This is a genomic window from Iodobacter sp., from assembly GCF_025352645.1.
Taxonomy (GTDB): domain Bacteria; phylum Pseudomonadota; class Gammaproteobacteria; order Burkholderiales; family Chitinibacteraceae; genus Iodobacter.
Map to the genome: position 1 here is coordinate 1 of NZ_JANXSO010000020.1, position 23152 is coordinate 23152.

Below are 23152 nucleotides of genomic sequence, written 5' to 3' on the forward strand. Positions count from 1 at the left end.
GGGTCGTTCGAGACCAGGACGTTGATAGGTCGGGTGTGGAAGTGCAGTAATGCATTAAGCTAACCGATACTAATTGCCCGTAAGGCTTGATCCTATAACCTGAGACGCGTGTGCGCGAGGGTATGATCTACCCAAGATCGACTAATTTGAGTTTAAGCGAAACTACAGAGCGTAAAATGCTGTGTGGGCTAGTGAATGTGCACGGCATGCCGTGGCCCTACTTCTTCTATATTGAATGCGTTGCAGAGCAGCATGTGCAGCGTATTACCCCGTTAAAGTCTGGCGACCATAGCGAGGTGGTCCCACTCCTTCCCATCCCGAACAGGACAGTGAAACACCTTAGCGCCGATGATAGTGCAGATACCTGTGTGAAAGTAGGTCATCGCCAGACACCTTATGTAGTAAACAGAACCCCCGTACTCGAAAGAGGCGGGGGTTTTGCTTTGCGCGCAAGAAAGGGGTGTATGGGTGAAAACGAGTGATAGTTGGTGCTTATTTACTGTGCCACTTTGCGTTGTCCATGCATCAAAAAGGCCCACGGCCAACCTTAGCCGCATGCACTTAGCGGTATGTTCACTGGAGGGGGTTGTACTGAAATCTTTTATGCCTGAGGCTTGACGCCGCTTCTTTAGATTAAATATTTAAGGTTTAGCTTTGATAAATAAAGAAGGTGAATACGTTGTGCCGTATTCGCCTTCTTGGATTCTATCTATTTAAATTTAATCTTAATGTTTTAGCCAGTAATCCAGCACGATGCCGATAAAAATGATTGCCCCAACTCGGTTATTGCTTAAAAAAGCTTTAAAACAATCCGCAGGTTCGCGGGCCATGATTTGGCTGTATTGTTGCAGACACAGGCCGCTGGCAATAAGTAGGGAAGTAAAGTAGATAGGGCCGCGTTGGCTGCTAAAACCTAGGTAAACCATGGTGGCAATAAAACCGATAAAGCACAGCATAATGGCGGTGACGTCGAAGCGGCCAAAGGTAATCGCTGAAGTTTTAATGCCAATTTTTAAATCATCAGCACGATCAACCATTGCGTATTCGGTATCGTATGCGATGGTCCATAGGATATTGGCCACGAGTAAAATCCACGCAAAAGCGGGCACGCTATTAGTTTGCGCGGCAAAGGCCATGGGGATGCCAAAGCCAAAAGCGATGCCAAGATAAGCTTGTGGTAGGGCTAAAAAGCGTTTGGTGTAGGGGTAAGAGCCCGCTAGAAAAACGGCAGGAATCGTGAGTAAAAGCGTTAGTTTATTTAAAGGTAATACTAATAAAAAAGCGGCGATAGCTAAACCTGCAGCTAGCCAAAGTGCTTCTTTTGGCCGTACTTCGCCGGATACCAGTGGTCTAGCGAGGGTGCGCTCAACGTGGCCGTCAAAATTGCGATCGGCATAATCATTAATGACGCAGCCAGCAGCGCGCATTAGAAACGTGCCTAGGCAAAAAATAAGCAGCAGCATGGGGTTGGGGTGGCCATTGCTGGCAAACCATAGGGCCCAAAGCGTGGGCCAGAGTAGTAATAATGTTCCAATTGGTTTGTCGATGCGCATGAGACGCGCGTAAGCAGAAATACGTGGCGGCATAGAGAAATGTTCTATTAAGAAGGGTCTATAAGCTTACTTTACTGATCATTATCAGCTGGGGCAGTAAGGATAAGTTATGGCAAAGCAGCCATAGGCGTTTGGTTTATTGAGCTAACTGCTTACAATCGATGCTGGATAAGAAGACTTCTGTAACTAATAGTTTATCGCAGCCAGAGTAAAATACTGAACGTCTTGCCCATAACCTTTGCGGTAAATGACCCACTGCAGCTTGCGTTTTTTGCCAGAGAGGGTGGCGTGTATCGATACAGCACCAGCTTAGGCTTGAGCGTTGGATTTTAGGGTCAGCAAAAAGTAAGGCACCCAGTGGCCGGCTGCCACTACGACCAAATAGATGAAAGCCCTTGCGTAAGGCTGAGGCGGTGGTGATGCTGTGGGCGTATACCAGTGGCTGCTGATTACTTTTTAATAAAACTTCACGGCAGGCGATGTTTTGTTGATGAGCAACGTGGCCTAAGCAATCCATTTCATCTAAATGGGCCGCTTGCCAGCCTTGGAAGATCACTTCTACGGAGATATTGGGAAAGTGTGCCATCAGCATTGCGGTGAGCGAACCTCTCTCGGTAAGCCAAGGAAGTAAATGCCGTGGGGCAAGGCAGAGTGGGGTGCGCCAGTGTTGCGGCAATGACATAAAAACACGCCAAGGTACAGAAAACGTCGATTATAAGCAGTGCCTGTGGGATTGTGTACTTGCGAGGCGTTTTATATAGAAATATCTAATTTTAAATGGATTAAAATTAAAGCAATGACAATTGATTACGATATTGAGTTGTTTTTCAGTCAATATTGCGCAGAGTTTAATTTATTAGATGGTGAGCGCATTGCCCAATATTATGCACTTCCCTCGGGGCTAGCGCAAAATGGCCAGTATATTCATTGGCGTGATTTTGATGCACTGAAAAGCAATATGCTGGATCTATGCCATTTCTATACTGCAAATGCTTATAAGAAGGCTACGTTTATTATTTCAAGTATGATCAAGCAGGGGGCAAACCATGCCATTGCTCATTTATATTGGACGATAGAGCGGGCAGATTTAGCGCCTTGGACTTTTCATACATCGTATAACTTGATTGATACCGAACCGAACCGAACCGAACCGAACCGAACCGAGCAGGGTTGGCGTATTCTTTTGTGCACTGCATATGAAGAATTTTCTTTGGCGATTTAAGGTGCAGTAATGAACATTATTCCAATAACCCCAGTATTGTTTTCTCAATTTTGGCCGACTTTTGCGGCGATTATTCAGGCAGAAGAGACCTATGCTTTTGATGCAGGGCTCACTGAGCAGCAGGGCTATGAGCTGTGGTGTGTGTTGCCTGCAGAGACTTATGCGCTGGTAGAAGACGGTGAGTTGCTTGGCTCTTACTATATAAAGCCCAATGCCAGCGGGCCGGGGGCGCATGTTTGTAATTGTGGCTATATGGTGGCTGCAGCGGCGCGAGGTAAGGGCGTTGCTCAGCGCCTTTGCTTGCATTCACAGCAGCGGGCTTTGGCCTTGGGGTTTAAAGCCATGCAATTTAATGCCGTGGTTTCCACAAATACAGTGGCGGTCGAGCTATGGCAAAAGCTGGGATTTGAGGCGGTGGGTAGAGTGCCTAAAGCTTATCAACATAAGCGTTTGGGTTTGGTTGATACGCTGGTGATGTATAAGTGGCTAGCAGCCTGTCGGGCTTAAGACTGATCTACTACAGAAAAGCCGGAGCCTGTAAATCTTTCTGTGTAAATGCCTTTGGAATTATTGGTGGCCGTTCAGCCGGTCACCAAATTCTATAACGAAACGATTCAGCGCCATTCGCCAATTTTGAATCGGCATCGTCCATTTCTTTGAAGCCTGTTCGATCGCAAGGTAAATCACTTTCTTGGCCGATTCATCGCTTGGAAATACTTTGCGTCGCTTCGTCGCCGAACGAATCACGCTGTTCAGTGACTCGATGGCGTTGGTTGTATAAATCGCTTTGCGAATTTCCGGTGGATACTCGAAAATCGTACGCAAATTGCCCCAGTTTGCTGTCCACGACCGTGAAATCAATGGGTAATTGGCTTGCCAGGTCTGCGTAAACCGCTCCAATTCCAGTAACGCTTGCTCTTCCGTGGTGGACTGGTAAATCTGTTTCAAATCCGCGGTAACGGCTTTGTAATCCTTCCAGGAAACATATCTTAAGCTGTTGCGCACCATGTGCACGATGCAAAGCTGAACCCGCGTGTGCGGGAATTCAACCGCAATCGCATCGGGGAAGCCTTTTAAGCCGTCGACACACGCAATCAAAATATCCTGCACCCCGCGTGTTTTTAGCTCAGTCAGCACGGAGAGCCAGAATTTAGCGCCTTCATTTTCGGACATCCATAAACCCAGTAATTCCTTGTGCCCGTCCATATTCACGCCCAAGGCTAAGTAAATCGCTTTGTTGATTACGCGTAAATTGTCACGGATTTTAATCACGATGCAGTCGAGGTAAACGATGGGGTAAATGGCATCCAGCGGGCGTGATTGCCATAGGGTGATTTGCTCCAGCACGCGATCGGTGACGCGAGAAATCAAGGTGGCCGACACGTCTGCATCGTACATTTCTTTGAATGCCGCCACAATTTCGCGCGTGCTCAGCCCTTTGGCGTACAGCGTGAGAATTTGATCATCCATCTGCGTCAGGCGGGTTTGGCCCTTCTTGAGGAATTGTGGCTCGAATGAGCCATCGCGGTCGCGCGGCGTATGGATGTCCACCTCGCCATGCTGGCTTTTAAGGCGCTTTGGCGTGCTGCCATTGCGCGAATTGCCACGTTCACCCACCGTGCTAGCATGTTTCTCATAACCAAGATGGTCAGTTAATTCCGCATTCAGAGCGGTTTCGACGGTGAGTTTGAGTAGCTCACGCGAGAGCGCATTTAAATCCGCTTCAGTTTTAATATCTTTAGCGAGTTCAGCGGCAAGAGCCTGTAATTTTTGACGATCCATTGTGATGTCTGACATGAGTTTTCTCCGGGAAGAGATTAATCGGCCAAGGGCATTTACACAATTTTAGTTACAGGCTCAAAAGCGGATTTGGCCATATTTCACGCATTTTCTCGTTGAATAGCCAGCTATTCGCCTCAAAAACCCGCGAAATCTGTCTCAAACCGGTCTTTCCCTCGCTACGATCGCTTAAGTCCGACAGGCTGCTAGAAGGCTAAGGTGGTGGGCATGTTTAAGCATCTTCCCCTTTCTGCGCCTACTCAATTACTTTTTTAGATTCACCTTAAAGCAGCTTCCTCCCTCTAGGCTGGCTTGATATTCAACGCTGCCGCCGTGGTGCTCGGCGATGCGTTTCACTAAAGCCAAGCCTAGGCCATGGCCGCCTTTGCCTTCTGGTGTGCCGGGGGGGCGGTAAAAGGGCTCGAATAAATGGGGCTGGGCTGCTGCTGCAATGCCTTTGCCTTGGTCGCAAATAGAGAGACAAACGTTTCCTGCTGTTTGACTGATGTGAATACTCAATGGGGCAAGGCCATAGCGCGCGGCATTTTCTAATAGATTACGCACCAGTCGTTTTAATAGCCTTGGGTCAGCATCGATATAGGTGTTTTGGCCCTCTACGCTTGCTTGGTAAGGGGCGGCTTCAATTTGGCATAGTTCAAGTAGATTAATCGATTGAGTTTGTAAGCTAGTGGGCTTGGCATCTAGCCGGCTCATCAGCAAGATTTCTTCTACTAGCTCGTTCAGCTCATTAATATTTTGGCTTAATTCGGTTTGTAAATGCGCTGGGGCGTGTTCTCCTAAAAGCGTGGCTGCCATTTGTAAGCGGGCTAGTGGCGAGCGTAATTCATGCGAGGCGTGTGCAAGTAGGTTTTTGTGCGCATCCAGTAGCTCGGCAATTTGCTCGGCCGCGTGGTTAAAGCGGCTGGATAGTCTGGAAACTTCATCTTTGCCACGCACGGGTAAGCGGGCGGAAAAATCTCCTTCTGCCAGCGCATCCAGTTGGTTGGCCAAGGCCTCTAGGCGGCGGGTAAGCTTACGCGTCAGTGGCAACGCGCCAATGGCAACGGCCAGCGCCAGCAGGACAAAACTACCTAAGAGGCCAAAGTTTTTTTCGCGGTGGCGGGGTGGGGATAGGGTAAGCAGGCGCTGATCAGGCATGCGCAGCTGAATAAAGCGTGGTTTACGGCGTTCAGGCTCGTTTAAGGTGTCCCCTGTGCTGGCAATGAGTTGCCCATTGGCCGTATAAAAGCTGATGGGCACATCAAATTCCTGAGTGAGCTTGGTAAACGCAGTGGCTTGCTCGGCAATAGGGGCGCTGGCAGGTGGCAGTGCGGCGGCCAGCAGGTTGGCGGTGCCGTGGAGCAGACGCTTGGGAGGCGGATCGTCATGCAATTGGTAGAGCAGGCCTGCCAAGATGGCAAAGAGAGCGAGGCTACTGACCACGGTAAAGTAAATCTGCCAATAGAGCTTGTGCCGCACGGTGAGTCCTTGCTTTATGTTGGGAGCTTGGCGCTCTAAGGCTTAATCATCATTCTTAGCAAACACATAACCCACACCTCGCACGGTGATGATGCGCTTGGGCGATTTTGAATCGTCGCCCAGCGCTGCGCGGAGTTTGGAAATATGTACATCGATACTGCGATCAAAGGCTTCTAGTGCCTCACCACGCACTTGATCCATGATTTGCTCACGGCTCATCACCTTGCCAGCATGGCGGGCGAGGCACAGTAGCAGATCAAACTGATAGCTGGTGATATTGCAATCTTGCCCAGCCAGCTGCACGCTGCGGGCGCCTGGGTCTATCTCAATATTATTAAACCGTAAGCTGCCGTCAGAGGGCGTGCTATGGCGGCGCAAGATAGCGCGCAGCCTTGCCAGTAATTCTCTGGCATCAAAAGGCTTGGCCAAATAATCATCCGCACCCAGCTCTAAACCGACGATTCTATCGGTGACATCACCTCGGGCGGTGAGCATCAGTATGGGCAGCGGATGAATTTGGCGAATCTGCCGACATAAATCCAAGCCATCGGTGTCCGGCAGCATTAAGTCTAAAATCAGCGCCGAAAAATGCTGGCTGGCCAGCGCTGCCAAACCACTTTTACCGTCATCGCTAATCACCACACTAAACCCATGCTGGCGCAAGTATTCGGCCAGCATGGCGGTGAGACGTTGATCGTCGTCGATTAGTAAAAGTGATTTGCTCATGCGCTAAGTTCTTTATTTAGGTTGATGTTTATCACCACGATGGCCGCGGCGTTGTTCCATTTTTTCAACCAGCTTCAGTCTTTGCTCTGGCGTGAGGATACGGCTGGCTTCGGCCATAAGAGCGGTGAGTTTACGCGAAGAATCATCCATGGCCTTAATTTTAGCGGCGCGCAAGGTTTCAAGCTGTGCGGCATCCACGGTGCTTTGGCTAAATAATTTACGCAGCTCATCGTGATCATTTTTCATGGATTCACGTTGGATTTTCATCTCGGCAAAGGCTTGCTCGGCCAATGGCTTAAGTTGGCTTTTTTGTGCATCAGTAGCATTGATCTCTTGTAGCATTTTTTCTAAGCGGCCTTGCATCATTTTTTGCATTTGCTCAGGATTGCCGTGGCGCATTCCTGGGCCGCCACAATGATCGGGGGCTGCGGCATAGGCTAGGCCACCGAGTGAAAGACCGATCACGGTGATGATGGCGGCACGGCGATGACGGTGTTGGAATTTAGCTTTCAGTGCATCAAACATAATGGCTTCCTTGGGAATGAATAGGCTTGCAACACCTACAGAGTAGCCACCGGAGGTAAAGCGTTTGTGTGCTTTGTGTAAAGTTGTGTAAAGCATAAGCCGTGCAGACTCGGGTATCATTGCACCTACCGATTGATTGATCGTCATCAGCAGTGCCTGCCCACAGCTTTGTGCCCCAAAAGGGTGTTTGGCATTGCTTATAGCGGTGATCGCTATTCATTAATAAGGACACATCATGAAAGATTTACATACCAGCCAAGCTCCTGCCGCCATCGGCCCTTACGTTCAGGCTAAAGATATTGGCCAGCTCGTATTTACTTCTGGCCAGCTCCCTATCAATGTCGCCACAGGCGAGATGCCTGCTGCGCCGGGTGAGCAAGCGACACAATGCCTAGTGAATGCGGCGGCGATTATTGCAGAAGCGGGCTTGACTGCCGCTAATATCATTAAAACCACTGTTTTTGTTAAAGATTTAAATCATTTTGCTGAAATTAACGAAGCATATAGTCGCTTCTTTGAAGGCACCGGTAGCTACCCAGCTCGTAGCTGCGTAGAAGTTGCACGTTTGCCTAAAGACGCGTTGGTAGAAATTGAAGTGATTGCACTGCGTAGTTAAGCCATATTGGGTTTGCTAGCTCTTGATAGCAAACCCAACCTTTGATGTATAAAGCGGCTCGTCCTGATGCAGCTTATTCTTCCCACCCTCCGCCTAGCGCCATAAATACCGCAATCTGATTGCTGGCTAGGGCTGCGTTTGAGCTGGCGAGCGCGCTTTCTGCGCTGGCTAGGCTGCGATTGGCGTCTAGCATGGTAAGAAATGTAGTTTTACCTGCTTTATAGAGTTGCTGCGCTTGGCTGGCGGCCTCGGTACTGGCACCACGGGCTTTGATTAAGGCGGCGTTGCGATCAAGCTCTCGAGCGTAAAGGGTAAGGGCGCTTTCTACTTCGCGCAATGCGGTGAGCACGGTGGAATCAAATTTAGCTAAAGCCCCTTCCGCCCCTGCTGTGGCGGCGTTGATTCTGGCGCGGACGGCCCCAGTATTGGGGATGGTCCATGAAATCAGCGGGCCTATGCCCCAACGCATGGTGTTGTTATCACCCAATTGATCGAGTAGGCCGGTTGATCCGCCGCTTAATCCAATGCTGATAGTGGGATAAAGATCAGCGGTCACTACACCAATACGGGCCGTGGCCGCTGCTAGGCCGCGCTCGGCTTGGCGAATATCAGGGCGGCGGCGGAGTAGATCGCTGCCTTTGCCACTGGGAATGGTGCTACTTGCGAGCTGCGGCGTAGTGTTGCACTGCAAGACGGAAGGGGGGAGTACTTTTTCTATGGATTCAGGAACATGGCCGGTGAGTACCGCAAGCCGGTACATGGCGATGCGACGCTGGGCTTCTAAAGGCGGTAGCGCGGCTTGCAATTGGGCGAGTTGCCCGCGCGAGCGCACCACATCTAGCGAGGTTCCCCTGCCTGCTTTAAACAGCTTTTCATCTAAGCTCAGGCTCTGCTGCTGCAGGCTGACTGATTGCCCAGCCACTTGCAGCTGTTTGCCAAATGAGCAGATATCGGCGTAGGCGCGGGTGGTTTCGCCAGCGACCGAGACGCGGACTAAATCGTAAGCGGCTTTAGCGGCTTCGCTATCGGCTTGTGAAGCTTCAATACCACGACTAATTTTGCCGACCAGATCAAATTGGTAAGCCAAACTAACGCCGGTATCGTAGCTAAAGTCGTCTTCTAAAGCTTTGGGTGAACCTTTGGCTGCACCAGAAGCGCGACCATAGCCGGGCGCTGCATTCATGCTGATATTTGGAGATTGCAGGCTTTGTGCTTCACCCACTAAAGCGCGGCTGCGGGCTAGATTAGCCGCAGCTTGGCGCAGATCGGTGTTGGCCGCAAAGGCGTCTTCAAGCAATTTATTTAATGCAGGCTCACGGTAAAGCTGCCACCAGTTTTTGGGCAGGGGCTGCTCATTATCGCTGCTGATAAATGCGCCTTGTGCGCTGTTGGTATCAATTTTGCTGTCTGCAGGGCCTTGGTAATTAGGGCCAACGGCTGCACAGCCACCCAAGGCAATCAGCAGCAGAAGAGGTATTTTTTTAAACATAATGGCCTCTTAGCGCTTGGTACTAGGGGTGACGTTTACCGTGACGGTTTGCCCAGAAACCAGCCGCACATCTTCAGGAATTTTATCTAGCGCAACACGCACGGGGATACGCTGGGCTAAGCGCACCCAGTTAAATGTGGGGTTAATATTAGGTAATAGATTGCTACCGGTGCCGCGATCCCTATCGGTAATCCCTGCGGCAATGCTTTCTACATAGCCGGTGACAGCGGTTTTTTGGCCCATGATATTCATGGTTACGCTGTCATTTAGGTGGATTTTATCTAGCTTGGTTTCTTCAAAATAACCTTCCACATAGAAAGAATCACGGTCGAGTAGCGCCAGCATGGGCTTGCCAGCAGTGGCAAAACCGCCTTTTTGTAAATCTAAATTGGTCACCACGCCATTCACTGAGGCATAAATGCGCGAGCGGGCCAGATTGAGCTTTGCCACATCATGGTTAGCTACGGCCTGAGCCAGCGCGGCTTGTAGCGATTCAACTTTAGCCTGTGTCTGCTCAATGCTTTCTTGTGATAACAGCCCGCTGAGTGAGCGATTACGCTGGGCCTCACGCTCTGCTTGCTTTAAGGCGCTACGCTGGGCCAGCTCTGCTGCGGTAGCTTGGCGCAAGGAAAGCGTAAAGCGCTCTGTATCAATCTCAAATAAAAGATCGCCAGTTTTAACCTGCTGATTATCTTTTACTGCCACGGCGGTAATTTGGCCGCTAACATCGGGCGCCACTTGAATCACTTGCACGCGAACGCGGCCATTGCGTGTCCAAGGCTCAACTTCATAATAATTCCAAAGCCGCAGGCCGGTAAAAATAGCGGCGCTAACAATGGCGAGGGTGATCAGGATTTTAATCATTTTTTTCATTAACATTAACTCTTTGCAAGCGTTTGTATTAGGCCTAATAGCACGAGGTAAAGCGCAGTATCAAATAGCGCTGGATGCCATACCCAGTGATAAAAGCCCACACGTTTAAATATCCAGCGGCTAAGCCAGTAAGGAATAAAAGTAACAATGGTCAGTAGCAGTAGTTGTGGCACAAAGAGCCCAAATAGCTCAACTTCCATCATGATTTGGTCTCCTGATAAGGCGCTGCCTGCGGGAATAAATCACGACGTATTCCAACTAAGGCAGCAATTAAATTGAGTTGAATCGCCGCGCTAGGGGTGTTAATGGCGCCCTGTAATGTTTGATCTAATTGAGCCAATAAGGAGCGGCTAGCGGCTTGTGGGCGGTGTGAAAAATACTGCGATAACTGTGCGAGTAATGCTTTGATCTGCTCTGGAAGCTGCTCCTGATACTGAATCAGTACGGTCATTTCGTGACCAATACGTAAATCAATCAGCACATCGCTGGCAGGTTGGGTATCGGCCAGTAGCGCTAGGCGAGGAGCGAGCAAACCCAGCCTATCAATCATGCGGGCGGTAAATGCGGGTGAGGGTATGGCGGCGTGAGAGAGCTGGGCTAAATCTCGCCAGCCTGCCCGTAGCAGCCGGTTGACAATCCATTCGCTACTGAAAGAGCGAATCAAACTGGTTACAAATAAGGCACAGGCAATCCCTGTTAATTCCCCCACTTTATTATTTAAGAATGAATTCATATCGGCCATGGCCGTGTCTTGTAGGGCCAAGGTGCTGGCAATAATCAAAGTAATCATCAGAGCCGGAAATGCACTGGCTGGCCGCAGCATGAATACCCCCAAAATTAAAAATGTGGGGAACATCAAGAGCGCCAACATACCAAAACTGCTGGCGGCGGGCATAGCGGCTAGCAGATAAAAAGCCGAAATAGGGATCGTGGCAAAGCTTAAAATAAATGTGGCCTTAATGGCTGGGGCTGGGTCGTCCAAGGTGGCAAATAAGGAGCACGCTACCGCCGCCATCACGGGTGCCATCAGCCCTGATGGCCAAGCGCTGATAATCCAAAATGCACCACTTAATAGGATAGAAATAGCCGCGGTAAGCGCTGATCTAAACGCAATTCCCCTATCAAAATGCAGTGCTCTAATGCCGGTATGGCCCACGATCGTTTCAAGCTCGGCACTTAAAATCGATGAAGTTTGACCCATGCCATGGCGGATTTTTGCGGTATCACTCCAAGCTTGAATCAGCGCACTTAAACGGGCGGCTAGATTAATCAGCAGCATCTCTTGCCAATCTTCTTGGGGGGCAGGGGTGAGTGCTTTAAGCTGATCTTGTAATGCTTCGGCTTCTGCTGGATTTGCCCCAGCATCAATCCATGCCGCAATCCGTGCGAGTAACGCTTGCCAAGGTTCGGACAACTCACCCAAGCTGTGTAAGCGGTCTTCAATGGCGTAGAGCAGCGGCAGCATCAGCGCTAATTGATCACAGAGCGCATTCACTAAGCGTGCTGCCCAGCTTAGGCGTGAGGTGTCAAAGGGTAGGTGGGTGGCCAAAATACGCAGCTCAGATAAGGTGGCGGACATATTGCGCCGATCACTATCGGTATCTTGCACACGGTTTAAAGCATTTAGGGACCAAGCACTGGCTTTTTTACGGGCACCATCTATGCGGGCCAAAATGCTGGGGCCAACAGGGACGGGGAAAATCAAGCTATGAATCAGCGAGGCGCACACAATCCCCAGTGTGATTTCTTCGACACGGGCTAGCGCCACATCAAAAATCCCCGCTGGATTGCTGACGCTGGGAAAACCAATCAGCGCACAGGTGTAGCCTGCTAATAAGAATAAATAGCTACGTGGGGTGCGATCCAATAGTGAGATATAAATGCATAGGCCAATCCATAAGGCCAGTGCCAGCAAGAGTAATTCTGGGGCATTGACTAAGTTTGGCACCAAAAGCAAAGTCACTGCCGAGCCAATCAGCGTGCCTACCACGCGATAAACTGCTTTAGAGCGCACCGCACCAGAATAGGGGTTGGCAACGATATACACCGTAAGCATGGCCCAAAATGGCCGCTGTAAATCCATGCTAAAGGCGATATACAGCGCCAACATGGCGGCGGCAAAGGTTTTAAGCGAAAAAGCAAGCTCGCCAAAAGTAGGCAGCTTCACTTGGCACCTGCGGCTAAAAATTGCTCTAACGAGCCTTGTAGGCGGCCAAAAACGTGTTGGCAAGTTTGCATTTCCTCAATAGAAATGTCGGCAAAAACCTGTGCTCTTAGCTCGGCCAGCACAGCTTCAACTTTACCTGCATGCTTGCGGCCTTCATCGGTTAGGCAAAGATTTTTGGCGCGTCTATCGTGCGTATCTTCGCTGCGTAAAACCAATTGATCGGCCACGAGGCGATCAATCACGCGGATTAAAGAAGCCGCTTCAATCCCTACCATTTCGGCCAATACCCCATGGCGAATGCCTGCTTCGCTGCGGCCTATCAGCACCAAGGGCCAAGCACCGGCTAAGGTTAAATCATGGCGATGCGCGCATTGATCGACGGCGCGGCGATACAGCCGCGACAGCAGAGTAAGATCGCTAGCGAGCGCAATACTTAATTGGGTTCTGATCGGATCCATATACCTCCCATAGCTAATAGTTAGCATGGTAACTATTTTAGTGTCAGCTTGCACCCTTACTATTGCCATGTTTTATCGTATTCACTTAAATATACTGACTTGAGTTGGAGTTAATAACATTGCGTCCTTGCATGAAATGCTTTCTCTTTATGCTGCAATATGGACATAATCCGGTAAGTTATCTTCTCGTCATAAACCGCTCATTATCGATGGAAACTATGAAGCCACCTCGCCTTACGTTTTTAAGCTTAGCCCTCACTTTTGCTTTCCTCCCTACAATCAGCCCTGCGGCAGCCAAGCCACAAGCCAGCTCGCAAGCGGTGGTAGCAGGGATCAAGCTGATTCGTACCGTAGAAGGGATTCAGGAATATCAATTAGATAATGGTCTTAAAGTATTACTGGTGCCAGATGCTAGTAAGCCAGTGACTACGGTGAATATCACTTATCGGGTGGGTTCAAAGCACGAAAACTATGGCGAAACGGGCATGGCCCATCTGCTAGAACATCTGATGTTTAAGGGTAGTAAGGCGCATCCAAGATTGTGGGAAGAAATGAGCCAGCGTGGCGTGCAGTTTAATGGCACCACTTGGCTTGATCGCACCAATTACTATGAAACGTTCGCGGCAAAGCCAGAGACTTTGGAGTGGGCGATCTCGATGGAAGCGGATCGGATGGTGAATTCGCGCATCTCTGGCGACGATCTAAAAACCGAGTTTTCTGTTGTTCGTAATGAAATGGAAAAAAACGAAAATTCGCCTTCACGCGTGCTTATCCAACGCGTGCTGTCGGCGGCGTATCAGTGGCATAACTACGGTAAAGATACGATTGGTGCACGTACCGACGTAGAAAACGTCAGTATTCCACGCTTGCAAGATTTTTGGCGCAAATATTATCAGCCCGATAACGCGGTACTGGTGGTGGCAGGCTCGTTTGATACCGCCCAAACGCTGAAGCTAATTGAAAAGAAATTTGGCGTGATTCCACGGCCTAAACGCGTTATTGAAGCCACTTACACCCTAGACCCTGTACAAGATGGTGAACGTAGCGTGGTGGTGCGTCGTGTGGGCGATAGTCAGTTTGTGGCGGCTACCTATCATACCGTGCCCGCTGCTCATCCTGATTACGCGGCTTTTGAAGCGCTGCAAGTGATTTTGGGTGATACACCAAATGGCCGTTTATATAAATCGCTGGTAGAAAGTAAATTAGGCACGGGCGTATTTTCATGGTCGGCTAATTTAGAAGAACCAGGTTTTATCATGTTTGGCACGGAGCTACGCAGTGAGCAAAATATTGTTTTTGCAACCGAGCTAAAAAACGATCAAACCATCGCGATGGCTAAAAAAGTATTAATCAATACCGTCGAAGATTTAGCCACTAATCCGATTAGCGATGAAGAACTAAGCCGCGCCAAGGCCAAAATTGATAGCGATATGGCCAAAGTATTTAATAGCCCAGAACAATTGGGCGTGGCTTTATCGGATCATATTGGTAATGGCGATTGGCGTTTGTTATTGCTATTAAGAGATCGCATTAAAGCCCTGACTAAAGCTGATGTGCAACGCGTCGCGCAAACTTGGTTAAAAGCCAGCAATCGCACTATCGGCGAGTTTATTCCAGAAGCCGATCCGCAGCGTGCACCGAAACCCGCTAAGGTGGATTTGGCCGCGCAATTGCAGCAGTTTAAACCGGGTATTGCCGTGGCAGCAGGCGAGAGCTTTGTGGCTACGCCAGAGAATATCGATAAGCGCACGCATAGTGGCCAATTTGCCAATGGTATGAAATACGCTTTCTTACCTAAAACCACGCGGGGTAATACGGTTTCGGCCAGCTTATCTTTTAATATGGGCAATGAAAGTAATTTAAAAAATAAGGCCATGATTGCGGGCTTAACCGCAGAAATGCTGGATCGTGGTACTAAAAAGCTCACCAGCAAGCAGTTTTCTGAGCAATTAGATCAGCTGCAAGCCAAATTGCAAATTAATGGCGATGTGAATCATTTATCTGTTTATGTAGAAACGATAAAGGATAAATTGCCTAAAGTATTGGATTTAGTTAACGATGCTTTGCGTCAGCCTGCGTTTGATGAAGCAGAGTTTGCGCTGCTGATTAATCAAGAATTGGCTCAGCTAGAATCTTCACGCAAGGAGCCGCAGCCAATTGCTTCTGACTTACTGAGCTCGCACTTAAACACTTGGCCAGTTGGCGATCCACGCGCTTATATCTCAATTGAGCAACGTATTACGCAATTGAAAAGCATTAAATTGGCGGAGCTTAAATCGTTCTGGCAAGAGTACTACGGTGCGAATCATGCTGAAGTTGCCGTGGTGGGCGATTTTGACGAGGTGGTGATTAAGGCACAATTGGCCGAGCAATATGGTAATTGGCAAGCCAAGCAAGATTACGCACGGCTAAGCAAGCCTTTTCAGGGGAATAAGCCGCTGGATATCAAACAGCAAACCCCTGATAAAGCCAATGCCTTTTTTGTGGGCCGTTTAGCATTGCCGGTTGGTGATCAGCACGCTGATTATCCTGCTTTAGTGTTAGCTAATTACTTATTAGGCGGCAGCATGAATTCCAGAATATTGGAACGCATTCGCCAGAAAGATGGAATTAGCTATGGTGGCGGCTCTAGATTGCAAGCCTCTGCTACCGATGAATCGGGAAGCTTTGTGACTTACGCTATTTACGCCCCAGAAAATCGTGCCAAGTTAGAAACGGGGATGCGTGAAGAAATCGCTAAAGCGCGCCAAGAAGGCTTTAAGGATGAAGAGGTAAAATTAGGTAAAGAGAGTTTCTTGCAGCAAGTGCAATTAGCCCGTACTCAGGATGGAAGCCTTGCTGGTGCATTGAGCAGTAATCTATACCTTGGCCGAACTATGCAATTTAGCGCTGAGTTTGAAGCAAAAATTGCCGCACTAACACCGGAGAAAATCAAAGCCGTGATGGTGAAATACCTCGATCCAGCACAGCTTTCTGTAGTTTATGCAGGTGATTTTGCGAAGAAGTAATTGATGTTAATTAGGGCGGGTTAGCGAGGTGCTTTTTACCTAGCGTAACTCGCCCTAAGCCTGTTTTATTAAGCTTTTATCCGGCATCTCTCAGCAGCACCATGGGTGATGTTCTGCTGATTTTATGTAAGCGTCTGAGTACGGCTAATCCAGTGATGATGGCTCCTGTAATCAAGCTGGAAAAAGGCAGCCAATAGTTGAAGGCCACGGGTAGCTCTAGTAATTCTTGGCCAATGACTACGCCGCCGATACTGGCCATTAATCCGGCAATTAGCCCTGCAATACTGCCAAGCAGCAGGCTTTCGGCCAGCCATAGATTGCGCAGCTTTTTAGATGTTGCCCCCAGCGCCCGCAAGATGGCGGCCTCGCGGCTACGTTCGGCTTCGGTGGTGTCCAGCGCGGCAAATAGCACCGTGATACCGGCGGCGATGCAGAATATAAACACCAGCCTTAATGCCGCAGCAGATAAATCTAAAATGCGCCGCACTTCAGTGAGCACTTGGCCAACGTCGATAATGGTGACATTCGGTAGGGCTTGCACCAGCTCTGGCACTCGCTTTTTGTCTGCCTCGCTTAAATAAAAGCTGCTGATGAGGCTGGCGGGCAGCTCGGCCACCAGCGACTTGCTGGCCACAACAAAGAAATTCACCTTAAACGAATCCCAATTAACCTCGCGTAGATTCATCACTGGAGCCGTGATGGTGGTGCCTGCAATATCAAAGCTCAGCACATCGCCAATCTTGATGTTTAAGGTTTTAGCCAGCCCCGCCTCTACCGAAAAACCGGGCTGCGTTTCAGTTAATGGTTTCCCCGCTGTGATGCGGTTGTCGGCGTTTAAGCTATCGCCCCAAGATAGATTGAATTCTCGTTCGGCGAGGCGCTGAGCATTTTCTTCTTTAAACGCTTGCGGCTTAACCACGGTTTTATTTTGCATCGTCCAGCGGCCACGAATCATGCTGTGCAGGGCGGGGGGAGCAAGCTGCTTATCGCTGAATACTTGCTCAAAACGCAAAGCCTGCTCGGGTTGGATATTAACGGCAAAATGATTCGGCGCATTAGCAGGAATACGGCCTTCCCATGCTTTAAGCAGATCGCCTTCTACCACTGTAAGTAGCCAAATACCTAAAAGACCAATTGCGAGCGCACCTAGTTGGGTAAAGGCTAGAGAGGGGCGGCGTAATAATTGGCGCAAGGCTAGCTGGAGCGGGTGCTCTGGCAGGATGCGCGGCAACAGCCACAGCAGGGCTAGGCCACATCCCCCCGCCAGCAGCAAAGTGGCAGCAATGCCACCGCCTACCATTAGGGCAAGTTTGGCCTCGCTGGCAATCCACCACAGCAAAAGCATCAGCGCGAGCAGCGTTAAAGCCCATTGTAAAATCAGGCTGGCTTTAGGCTCTAATTCATGGCGCAGCACCCGCAGTGGTGGGGTGTTGGCTAGCGCCAGCAACATAGGTCCAGCACTGCCCATTAGTAGAACCAAGCCAAGCAGCGAGGCCATCAGCCAAGGCAATACACTACCAGCAGGTAAAGCTGCGGGTAGGCGATCTTGAATACTGAACACCAGCAAGCTTTGTGCGCCCCAGCCGAGCAGGCCACCAAGCAGGCTGGCCGCTAACGTCAGCAGGGCAAGTTGCGATAACAGCAAAGTGCGCACTGTGGCGCGGCTTGCTCCTAGCGTGCGCAGCAGCGCCACGGTATCAAAATGACGGCTGGCAAAGCGCCGTGCTGCCAACAAAATCGCCATGGCGGCTAAGCAGCCTGCTAGCAAAGATGTCAGGCGTAAAAAGCGCTCGGCACGTTCTAAAGCGGTTTTTACTTCGGGGCGGGCGTCTTTAACGTCTTCTAGTTTTTCGCCACGGCCAAGCTTAGGCTGCATCGTCTTATGCCAGATGGCTACGGTGGCGGGCGGGCCAGCTACCAGTAGGCGATATTTTACTCGGCTGCCAAAACCTAATAAGCCACTGGCGGCTAAATCTTGATGATTAATCATGAGCCGAGGCTGAATGCCAGAAAAATCCATTGCTGCATCGGGTTCGCGCTCAATCAGCCCCGCCAGTTTTAGCTTGAGTTGGCCGATTTCTATTTCATCCCCCATTTGCAGTTTTAAAGTAGCCGCCAGCCGCGCATCGGCAAATGCCGTTCCCGCTTGCGGCGCCGTAGAAGCATGGCCGTCAGGCGCAAGCTTGAGTAAGCCGCGCAGCGGATAGGCATGGCTGACTGCCTTCACCGACGACAGCATTACCTGGCCATTAAAGCCCGCCATGCTCGGAAAAACCGCTGTTTCTGCCGTCGTTAAACCCCGCGCCTCAGCAGCCTGCTTAAAATCAGCAGCCAGTGGATGATCTGAGCTAATGACCGCATCGGCTGCCAGTAAATTATTGGCCTCTAGCGACAGCAGCTGCTCCATGCGGCCAGCCAACAGCCCTACGGCTGTCAGCGCCGCAATTGCAATAATCAACGCCGCCAGCAAAGTACGATATTCGCCAGCCTGAAAACTGCGATAAAACAAACGCCAGCTGAGTTTATTCATGGGGATGGGTCACTTTTGAGTACTTATTAGGCGGGTAAAATGTTTGATCCTGCCCACGCGTAGAGAATTGTGCTGAGCGTGTGGGCACGGGTACCCACCCTACATATTGGTGGATTACCTTGAATAGATTGCCACGGCTGCGTGGGCATAAAGCCCATCCAAGAAGATTGCGGATTATGCTCACGCCGTTTCGCCGCTAAATTCAAGCTGTGTTCCTGCCGATAGCCGTAAGCGCCAGTTGCATCGGGCGGCGAGTTTTTCGTCGTGGGTAACCAGCACTAGTGTGGCCTTGCTTTCGCTATTGAGCTTAAATAAGAGATCGGCAATTGCCTCGCCCGTGGCGGCGTCTAGGCTGCCAGTTGGCTCATCGGCAAATAAGATTTTGGGGTTGGCAGCAAAAGCGCGGGCAAGGGCGACGCGTTGCTGCTCGCCGCCGGATAATTGCCGAGGTGTATGCCCTAAGCGATGGCTAAGGCCAACGCGCTCTAGCCATATTTTTGCCTGTGCGCTGGCATCTTTTCGGCCCGCTAACTCCAGCGGCAGCATGGTGTTTTCTAGGGCGGTTAACTCGGGTAAAAGCTGAAACGATTGAAATACAAAGCCAGAGATCTGCCCGCGTAGCTGAGCACGCTGGTCTTCGTTTAAGCGGCTTAAATCCTGGCCTGCCAGCATAATTTGCCCACGCGATGCATCATCCAGCCCCGCTAATAGCGCCAGTAGCGTGGATTTACCTGAGCCGGAGCTGCCAACAATTGCAAGGCTGGCTCCCGCTGGTAGTGAAAACTCAATATCATGTAAGAGATCAAGCTTTTCTACTGCGGTGAGGACTGTTTTACCAAGGCCGCGTACCGACAGCATTATTTCTGAGGAGTGGGTCATGCGTTCTCTCTTATTAGGGCTTTGCTGCTTGCTGAGTACTCAAGCGCAAGCAGCAAATATTCTAGTGTTTGGCGACAGCTTATCGGCTGGTTATGGCATTGCGGCAAGTAAAGCTTGGCCAGCACTGTTAGATAAAGACTTAGTTGCGCGTGGTAAACCTTGGCGAGTGATTAATGCCAGTGTGTCAGGAGAAACGACCGCTGGTGGGCTAACAAGGTTCCCGCAGGCTTTAAAAACACATCAGGCTAAAGTAGTGGTGCTGCAATTAGGTGCCAACGATGGCTTACGCGGCTTACCGCTCGCTGCCATGGAAAAAAACCTAGCCAGCATGATTAAACTGGCCCAAGCCAGCGGCGCTAAAGTACATCTGATCGGCATGCAAATGCCGCCTAATTACGGCGCAGCCTATACCCAAGGCTTTGCCGCGATTTATCCGCGATTAGCCAAGCAATACCGTAGTAGTTTAACGCCTTTTTTACTGGCACCTGTCATCAAAAATATCGAGCTCTTTCAGGCAGATCAGTTGCATCCCAAAGCTGAGGCGCAGCCGCTGTTGATGAAGATGGTGGAAAAGGATATGGCTAAGTTGCTTTAGGCTGGGTCTTAAAGGAGCTGGCTTCAATGTAAAAAGGGCAAAGCCTTAAATAGACTTTGCCCTTTTAATTTTAAACTCGCTGATTAAAACTTGTAATTAGCCTTGGCGTACCAGCTGCGGCCATGTGGGTCTGTGTATTTAGGATCGAAACCCACTTGAAAGTGATCGGCCTGATTGGTGAAAGGCGGATCGGTATCAAACAGGTTTTTAACCCCTAAAGTCAGCTCGATATTTTTGGTACGGTATGTACCTTGTAGGCCCCAAGTGCTATAAGCCTCAACGGTACGGTTGACTTGAGATTCAGCGCCGGTTTTAGGGTCTACGTATGTGACTTGATTTTGGTCGATATAGCTGGATGTCAGGTTATTGGTCAGTGCAGCACCCCATTCAGCCATATTCCAAGACAGCGTTAGATTGTGTCTCCAACGTGGGTTCATGCCAAGGTCGATATATTGACCAACGCTATCAAAGAAAGCGCCGTCTTTTTCACGCTGATACTCGTTGGTGATGGTGTAAGTGCCTTCTACGCCGAGGCGGAAAGTACCGTATTCTGTTTTAGGTGTTGCAGCCAGAAACGATACATCAAGACCGTCGGTGCGTAATTCACCCAGATTTTGTGATTTGGAATCCACATAGTCGATCAAGCCTGGCAAGCCCGCTGCAATATCCGCTGCGGTTCGTGCTTTGCGAATCACTTTATCTTTATATTTAGCGTAGTCACCAAAGATGGTGGAATCGGATATTGAATCAATCCGATCTTTAATATTGATATTCCAGTAATCAACACCTAAGGAGATATTTTTAACTGGCTCAATTAAAAAGCCAAAGGTGTAATTGGTGGATAATTCAGGTGTCAGTGATTTATTGCCGCCTTGCACTAGATTTAATTGCAAATTGCAATCCAGTGGGCTCTTGGTTGCCGCGCAGCGCTCAGGGTCATTGTAATTTGGCCCAGTGTTGGTTTTGCTGCTTGGGCGGTTTAAATCATCCAGCGTAGGGGCGTGATAACCCGTGCTGATCGAGCCGCGTAACACCAATTCATCGATGGGCTGATAGCGGAAGCTGATTTTAGGATTGGTGGTGCCGCCCATATCGTCATAATGGTCATAACGAAGCGCTGCTTGTAATTCCAAGTTTTTAAGAATGGGTACGACCATTTCGGCAAAACCTGCATACACCAAGCGCTCACCATTGGTGGCTTGGCGATTACCGCCACCACCTAAGATATCGCCACTGGATAAAATAGCTTCAGGGGTATACGTATAGCTTTCTTTACGCACATCACCACCAAAGGCAAAGCCGACTTTACCCGCGTCTAATTGATAAATTTCTTTAGAGAATTGAACGTCGGCTGATTTATTGCTGGTTTCACCGCTTTGTACTTTGCCGGTGATTTTTGTGGCTTCTAATGCGGCTTTACCTGCGGCGTCTTGCGGGCCAAATGGGTTAATCACACCGCTTAGCATTGCTGGCAGGAGCTTGCTTTCGTATACCCAGCCATTGGTATATTTATCTTCGGTTTTATTCAGTGCATAAACCAAGGCAGTGCGGTAATCCCAGCCTGCTACTTCACCTTCTGCACCTACAATAAAGCGGTGCTGATCTGATGTTGCCTCGTTTTCACGTGCACCTGCATCAATGCCGCGCCATTGCAGTTTTAAATTGCCAAGTGTGCCTTTATAAGGATCATATTTGCCATTGGCAGGGTAAAGTAAATCATCGCCATTAAAGGTGGTGGCGCTGGAAACGGGTACAGGGGATGAAGAATAAGTTCCTACATTGCGGGTAAAAAGGTAATCCGCAAAGACTTGGGTACTGTCGTTAATTTTTAAAGTGCCTTTGCTATAGAAGGAAAGGCGCTCTTGCGGTGAAACAATATCAATAATGCTGGCGTAATCAAAACGGCAATTACCGCCAGTGGCAAAACCTGGGGCAGCCACGGGAATGGAGCGGGGCTGATCGCAGCCGGTTAAATAGCCCACATTAACTGGCTTGCCGCCTGGGCCATTTAAAATGGTGGCAGGGAAGGTATTACCTGATGTTTTATTGACTTCTTTATCAGGGATATAAGATGTTTTGGAGTAGCTACGATCTTTAGCGGCTAGGGCTTCTTGCTTGGATACATCCAGCGCCATAAAGACGTTGTAATTGTCTTCGTCTAGGTTACCAAAGCCAAAGCTAAAGTTCGCTTTTTTGACTTCGCCGCCACCGTCAAACGTCTGCTCAACGCTACCGCCGATTTCTGCGCCAACAAAATTTTTCTTTAAAATAAAGTTCATTACGCCGCCGATTGCATCGGTGCCGTAAACCGCAGAAGCGCCATCTTTTACAATTTCAACCCGGTCCACTGCGCCCAGCGGGATTGAGTTCAAATCAACCCCCGAGCTATCAAAAGCGTAGTTGGCCATGCGGCGGCCATTGACTAAAATCAGCGTTTTGGATGTGCCAAGGCCGCGTAAGTTAGCGCCAGAAAAGCCTGGCTTACCAGAATCACCTACGGCCTGAGCCTGCGCGTAGCCATTATTGCTGGATGCTAGATTGTCTACCAGCTCGGCCACGGTAGTAGCGCCGGTTTTGGCAATTTCTTGTTTTCCCAGTACTTGGACTGGTGTTGCGCCAACTTTGTTAGCGCGTTTGATATTGGAACCGGTAACTTCAACCCGTTCAACTTTATTAACGGTATCCGCGGCTTGCGCATGGATCATTGCGCCGGCACCGATCATTGCAATAGCAATGCTGAGTCGCTTCATCTTCATTGGATGTCCCCTTAGGTTAGATGCCTTGGTATCTGCTTGGCAGTGTCAAGACCGCTGCTAGGGAAAAATTAGCATTTGTTATTATTTACAATGTAACGAAATGTAACCACTTCACTCTCTTTGGTGTAATCCTAGCAAGGAAGCGCTGAGCAATTAAATGACAAGGAGATATATGGGTAACGCTAAAAAGTATAAGTAATCTAATTGAAAGTAAATGTTAAATAGCTGCTGTTTAAAAAATTTAAAATGGCTATTTTATTAAAAAAAACCTTTTGAAATAAGGCTTAATTGATGGTTTGTTAAGTTCAGATCAATCGCGGTTCACTTGGGTTTGTCTGTAAGTTTTTTGAAATTTTTATATTGCATTGCGTCAGAGTAGTGGTTTTCCCATGTGAATTTTAAGAAATTTATATGGCGCATTTAAAGGGTATATTTGTTTTTTTGTGCTAAATAAATCTACTTTATTGGCATTAAATTGATGCGTTATACCTATCTAA

At 49.3% G+C, this 23152-nt stretch carries 19 protein-coding genes and 2 rRNA genes; 7 read left to right on the forward strand and 14 right to left on the reverse strand.

Going from position 1 to position 23152, the window contains the following annotated elements; genetic code table 11:
* A 23S ribosomal RNA gene (locus Q0R17_RS02440) occupies positions 1–94 on the forward strand; the annotation flags it as partial.
* Between the two features lie 184 nt (positions 95–278).
* A 5S ribosomal RNA gene (gene rrf / locus Q0R17_RS02445) occupies positions 279–391 on the forward strand.
* 334 nt (positions 392–725) lie between these two features.
* Here rrf and ubiA read toward each other — a convergent pair.
* Together ubiA and Q0R17_RS02455 are read right to left on the reverse strand one after the other, a co-directional pair.
* Entirely contained in the window at positions 726–1586 is an 861-nt protein-coding gene (gene ubiA / locus Q0R17_RS02450) for a 4-hydroxybenzoate octaprenyltransferase (protein WP_293931809.1), read from the reverse strand.
* Positions 1587–1689: 103 nt separating this feature from the next.
* A complete protein-coding gene (locus Q0R17_RS02455; protein WP_293931811.1) occupies positions 1690–2235 on the reverse strand; it encodes a chorismate lyase in 546 nt (181 codons plus the stop codon).
* Between the two features lie 114 nt (positions 2236–2349).
* Between Q0R17_RS02455 and Q0R17_RS02460 the strand changes: the two genes are divergently transcribed.
* Both Q0R17_RS02460 and Q0R17_RS02465 read left to right on the forward strand, forming a co-directional pair.
* Positions 2350–2775, forward strand: a complete 426-nt coding sequence (locus Q0R17_RS02460; protein WP_293931813.1) for a hypothetical protein — start codon at positions 2350–2352, stop codon at positions 2773–2775.
* 9 nt (positions 2776–2784) lie between these two features.
* Positions 2785–3282 (forward strand): GNAT family N-acetyltransferase, encoded by a 498-nt coding sequence (locus Q0R17_RS02465; RefSeq protein ID WP_293931815.1) that lies wholly within the window; start codon positions 2785–2787, stop codon positions 3280–3282.
* 60 nt (positions 3283–3342) lie between these two features.
* Here the strand turns inward: Q0R17_RS02465 and Q0R17_RS02470 are convergent, their stop codons facing one another.
* From Q0R17_RS02470 to Q0R17_RS02485, 4 genes are all read right to left on the reverse strand, one after another.
* The gene (locus tag Q0R17_RS02470; RefSeq protein ID WP_293931887.1) at positions 3343–4557 is read right to left on the reverse strand and encodes an IS256 family transposase; all 1215 of its coding nucleotides are present in this window, start codon (positions 4555–4557) and stop codon (positions 3343–3345) included.
* Between the two features lie 261 nt (positions 4558–4818).
* Positions 4819–6033, reverse strand: coding sequence for a HAMP domain-containing sensor histidine kinase (locus Q0R17_RS02475; protein ID WP_293931817.1), 1215 nt, complete (start codon positions 6031–6033; stop codon positions 4819–4821).
* Between the two features lie 42 nt (positions 6034–6075).
* On the reverse strand, positions 6076–6759 hold the full coding sequence (locus Q0R17_RS02480; RefSeq protein ID WP_293931819.1) for a response regulator: 684 nt from the start codon (positions 6757–6759) through the stop codon (positions 6076–6078).
* Between the two features lie 12 nt (positions 6760–6771).
* Positions 6772–7431, reverse strand: a complete 660-nt coding sequence (locus Q0R17_RS02485; protein WP_293931820.1) for a Spy/CpxP family protein refolding chaperone — start codon at positions 7429–7431, stop codon at positions 6772–6774.
* Between the two features lie 88 nt (positions 7432–7519).
* On the opposite strand from Q0R17_RS02485, the gene Q0R17_RS02490 reads away from it, so the two are divergent.
* Complete coding sequence (locus Q0R17_RS02490; protein ID WP_293931822.1) at positions 7520–7900, forward strand: Rid family detoxifying hydrolase; 381 nt, start codon at positions 7520–7522, stop codon at positions 7898–7900.
* A 73-nt stretch (positions 7901–7973) separates the two neighbouring features.
* On the opposite strand, the gene Q0R17_RS02495 is transcribed toward Q0R17_RS02490, so the two are convergent.
* From Q0R17_RS02495 to Q0R17_RS02515, 5 genes are read right to left on the reverse strand one after another with little or no spacing between them, the layout of a single operon-like run.
* The gene (locus Q0R17_RS02495; RefSeq protein ID WP_293931824.1) at positions 7974–9389 is read right to left on the reverse strand and encodes an efflux transporter outer membrane subunit; all 1416 of its coding nucleotides are present in this window, start codon (positions 9387–9389) and stop codon (positions 7974–7976) included.
* 9 nt (positions 9390–9398) lie between these two features.
* Positions 9399–10262 (reverse strand): HlyD family secretion protein, encoded by an 864-nt coding sequence (locus Q0R17_RS02500; RefSeq protein ID WP_293931826.1) that lies wholly within the window; start codon positions 10260–10262, stop codon positions 9399–9401.
* Positions 10263–10267: 5 nt separating this feature from the next.
* Positions 10268–10465, reverse strand: a complete 198-nt coding sequence (locus tag Q0R17_RS02505; protein WP_293931828.1) for a DUF1656 domain-containing protein — start codon at positions 10463–10465, stop codon at positions 10268–10270.
* Positions 10462–12429, reverse strand: coding sequence for an FUSC family protein (locus Q0R17_RS02510; protein ID WP_293931830.1), 1968 nt, complete (start codon positions 12427–12429; stop codon positions 10462–10464). Before Q0R17_RS02510 ends, Q0R17_RS02505 begins: the two co-directional genes overlap by 4 nt.
* Positions 12426–12887: a MarR family winged helix-turn-helix transcriptional regulator gene (locus Q0R17_RS02515; protein ID WP_293931832.1), complete on the reverse strand. Its 462-nt coding sequence runs from the start codon at positions 12885–12887 to the stop codon at positions 12426–12428. The genes Q0R17_RS02510 and Q0R17_RS02515 overlap by 4 nt, the downstream gene beginning before the upstream one ends.
* Before the next feature lie 218 nt (positions 12888–13105).
* On the opposite strand from Q0R17_RS02515, the gene Q0R17_RS02520 reads away from it, so the two are divergent.
* Positions 13106–15895 carry a pitrilysin family protein gene (locus tag Q0R17_RS02520; protein WP_293931834.1) on the forward strand — a complete coding sequence of 930 codons (2790 nt, stop codon included), beginning with the start codon at positions 13106–13108 and terminating at the stop codon, positions 15893–15895.
* Between the two features lie 76 nt (positions 15896–15971).
* Here Q0R17_RS02520 and Q0R17_RS02525 read toward each other — a convergent pair whose 3' ends face one another.
* Together Q0R17_RS02525 and Q0R17_RS02530 are read right to left on the reverse strand one after the other, a co-directional pair.
* On the reverse strand, positions 15972–18425 hold the full coding sequence (locus Q0R17_RS02525; protein WP_293931836.1) for an ABC transporter permease: 2454 nt from the start codon (positions 18423–18425) through the stop codon (positions 15972–15974).
* Between the two features lie 180 nt (positions 18426–18605).
* Positions 18606–19304 carry an ABC transporter ATP-binding protein gene (locus Q0R17_RS02530; protein WP_293931838.1) on the reverse strand — a complete coding sequence of 233 codons (699 nt, stop codon included), beginning with the start codon at positions 19302–19304 and terminating at the stop codon, positions 18606–18608.
* Between Q0R17_RS02530 and Q0R17_RS02535 the strand changes: the two genes are divergently transcribed.
* Positions 19303–19899, forward strand: a complete 597-nt coding sequence (locus tag Q0R17_RS02535) for an arylesterase (protein ID WP_293931840.1) — start codon at positions 19303–19305, stop codon at positions 19897–19899. The two genes, Q0R17_RS02530 and Q0R17_RS02535, sit on opposite strands and share 2 nt — an antisense overlap.
* A gap of 83 nt (positions 19900–19982) precedes the next feature.
* On the opposite strand, the gene Q0R17_RS02540 is transcribed toward Q0R17_RS02535, so the two are convergent.
* On the reverse strand, positions 19983–22655 hold the full coding sequence (locus Q0R17_RS02540; RefSeq protein WP_293931842.1) for a TonB-dependent receptor: 2673 nt from the start codon (positions 22653–22655) through the stop codon (positions 19983–19985).
* Positions 22656–23152: the final 497 nt, after the last annotated feature.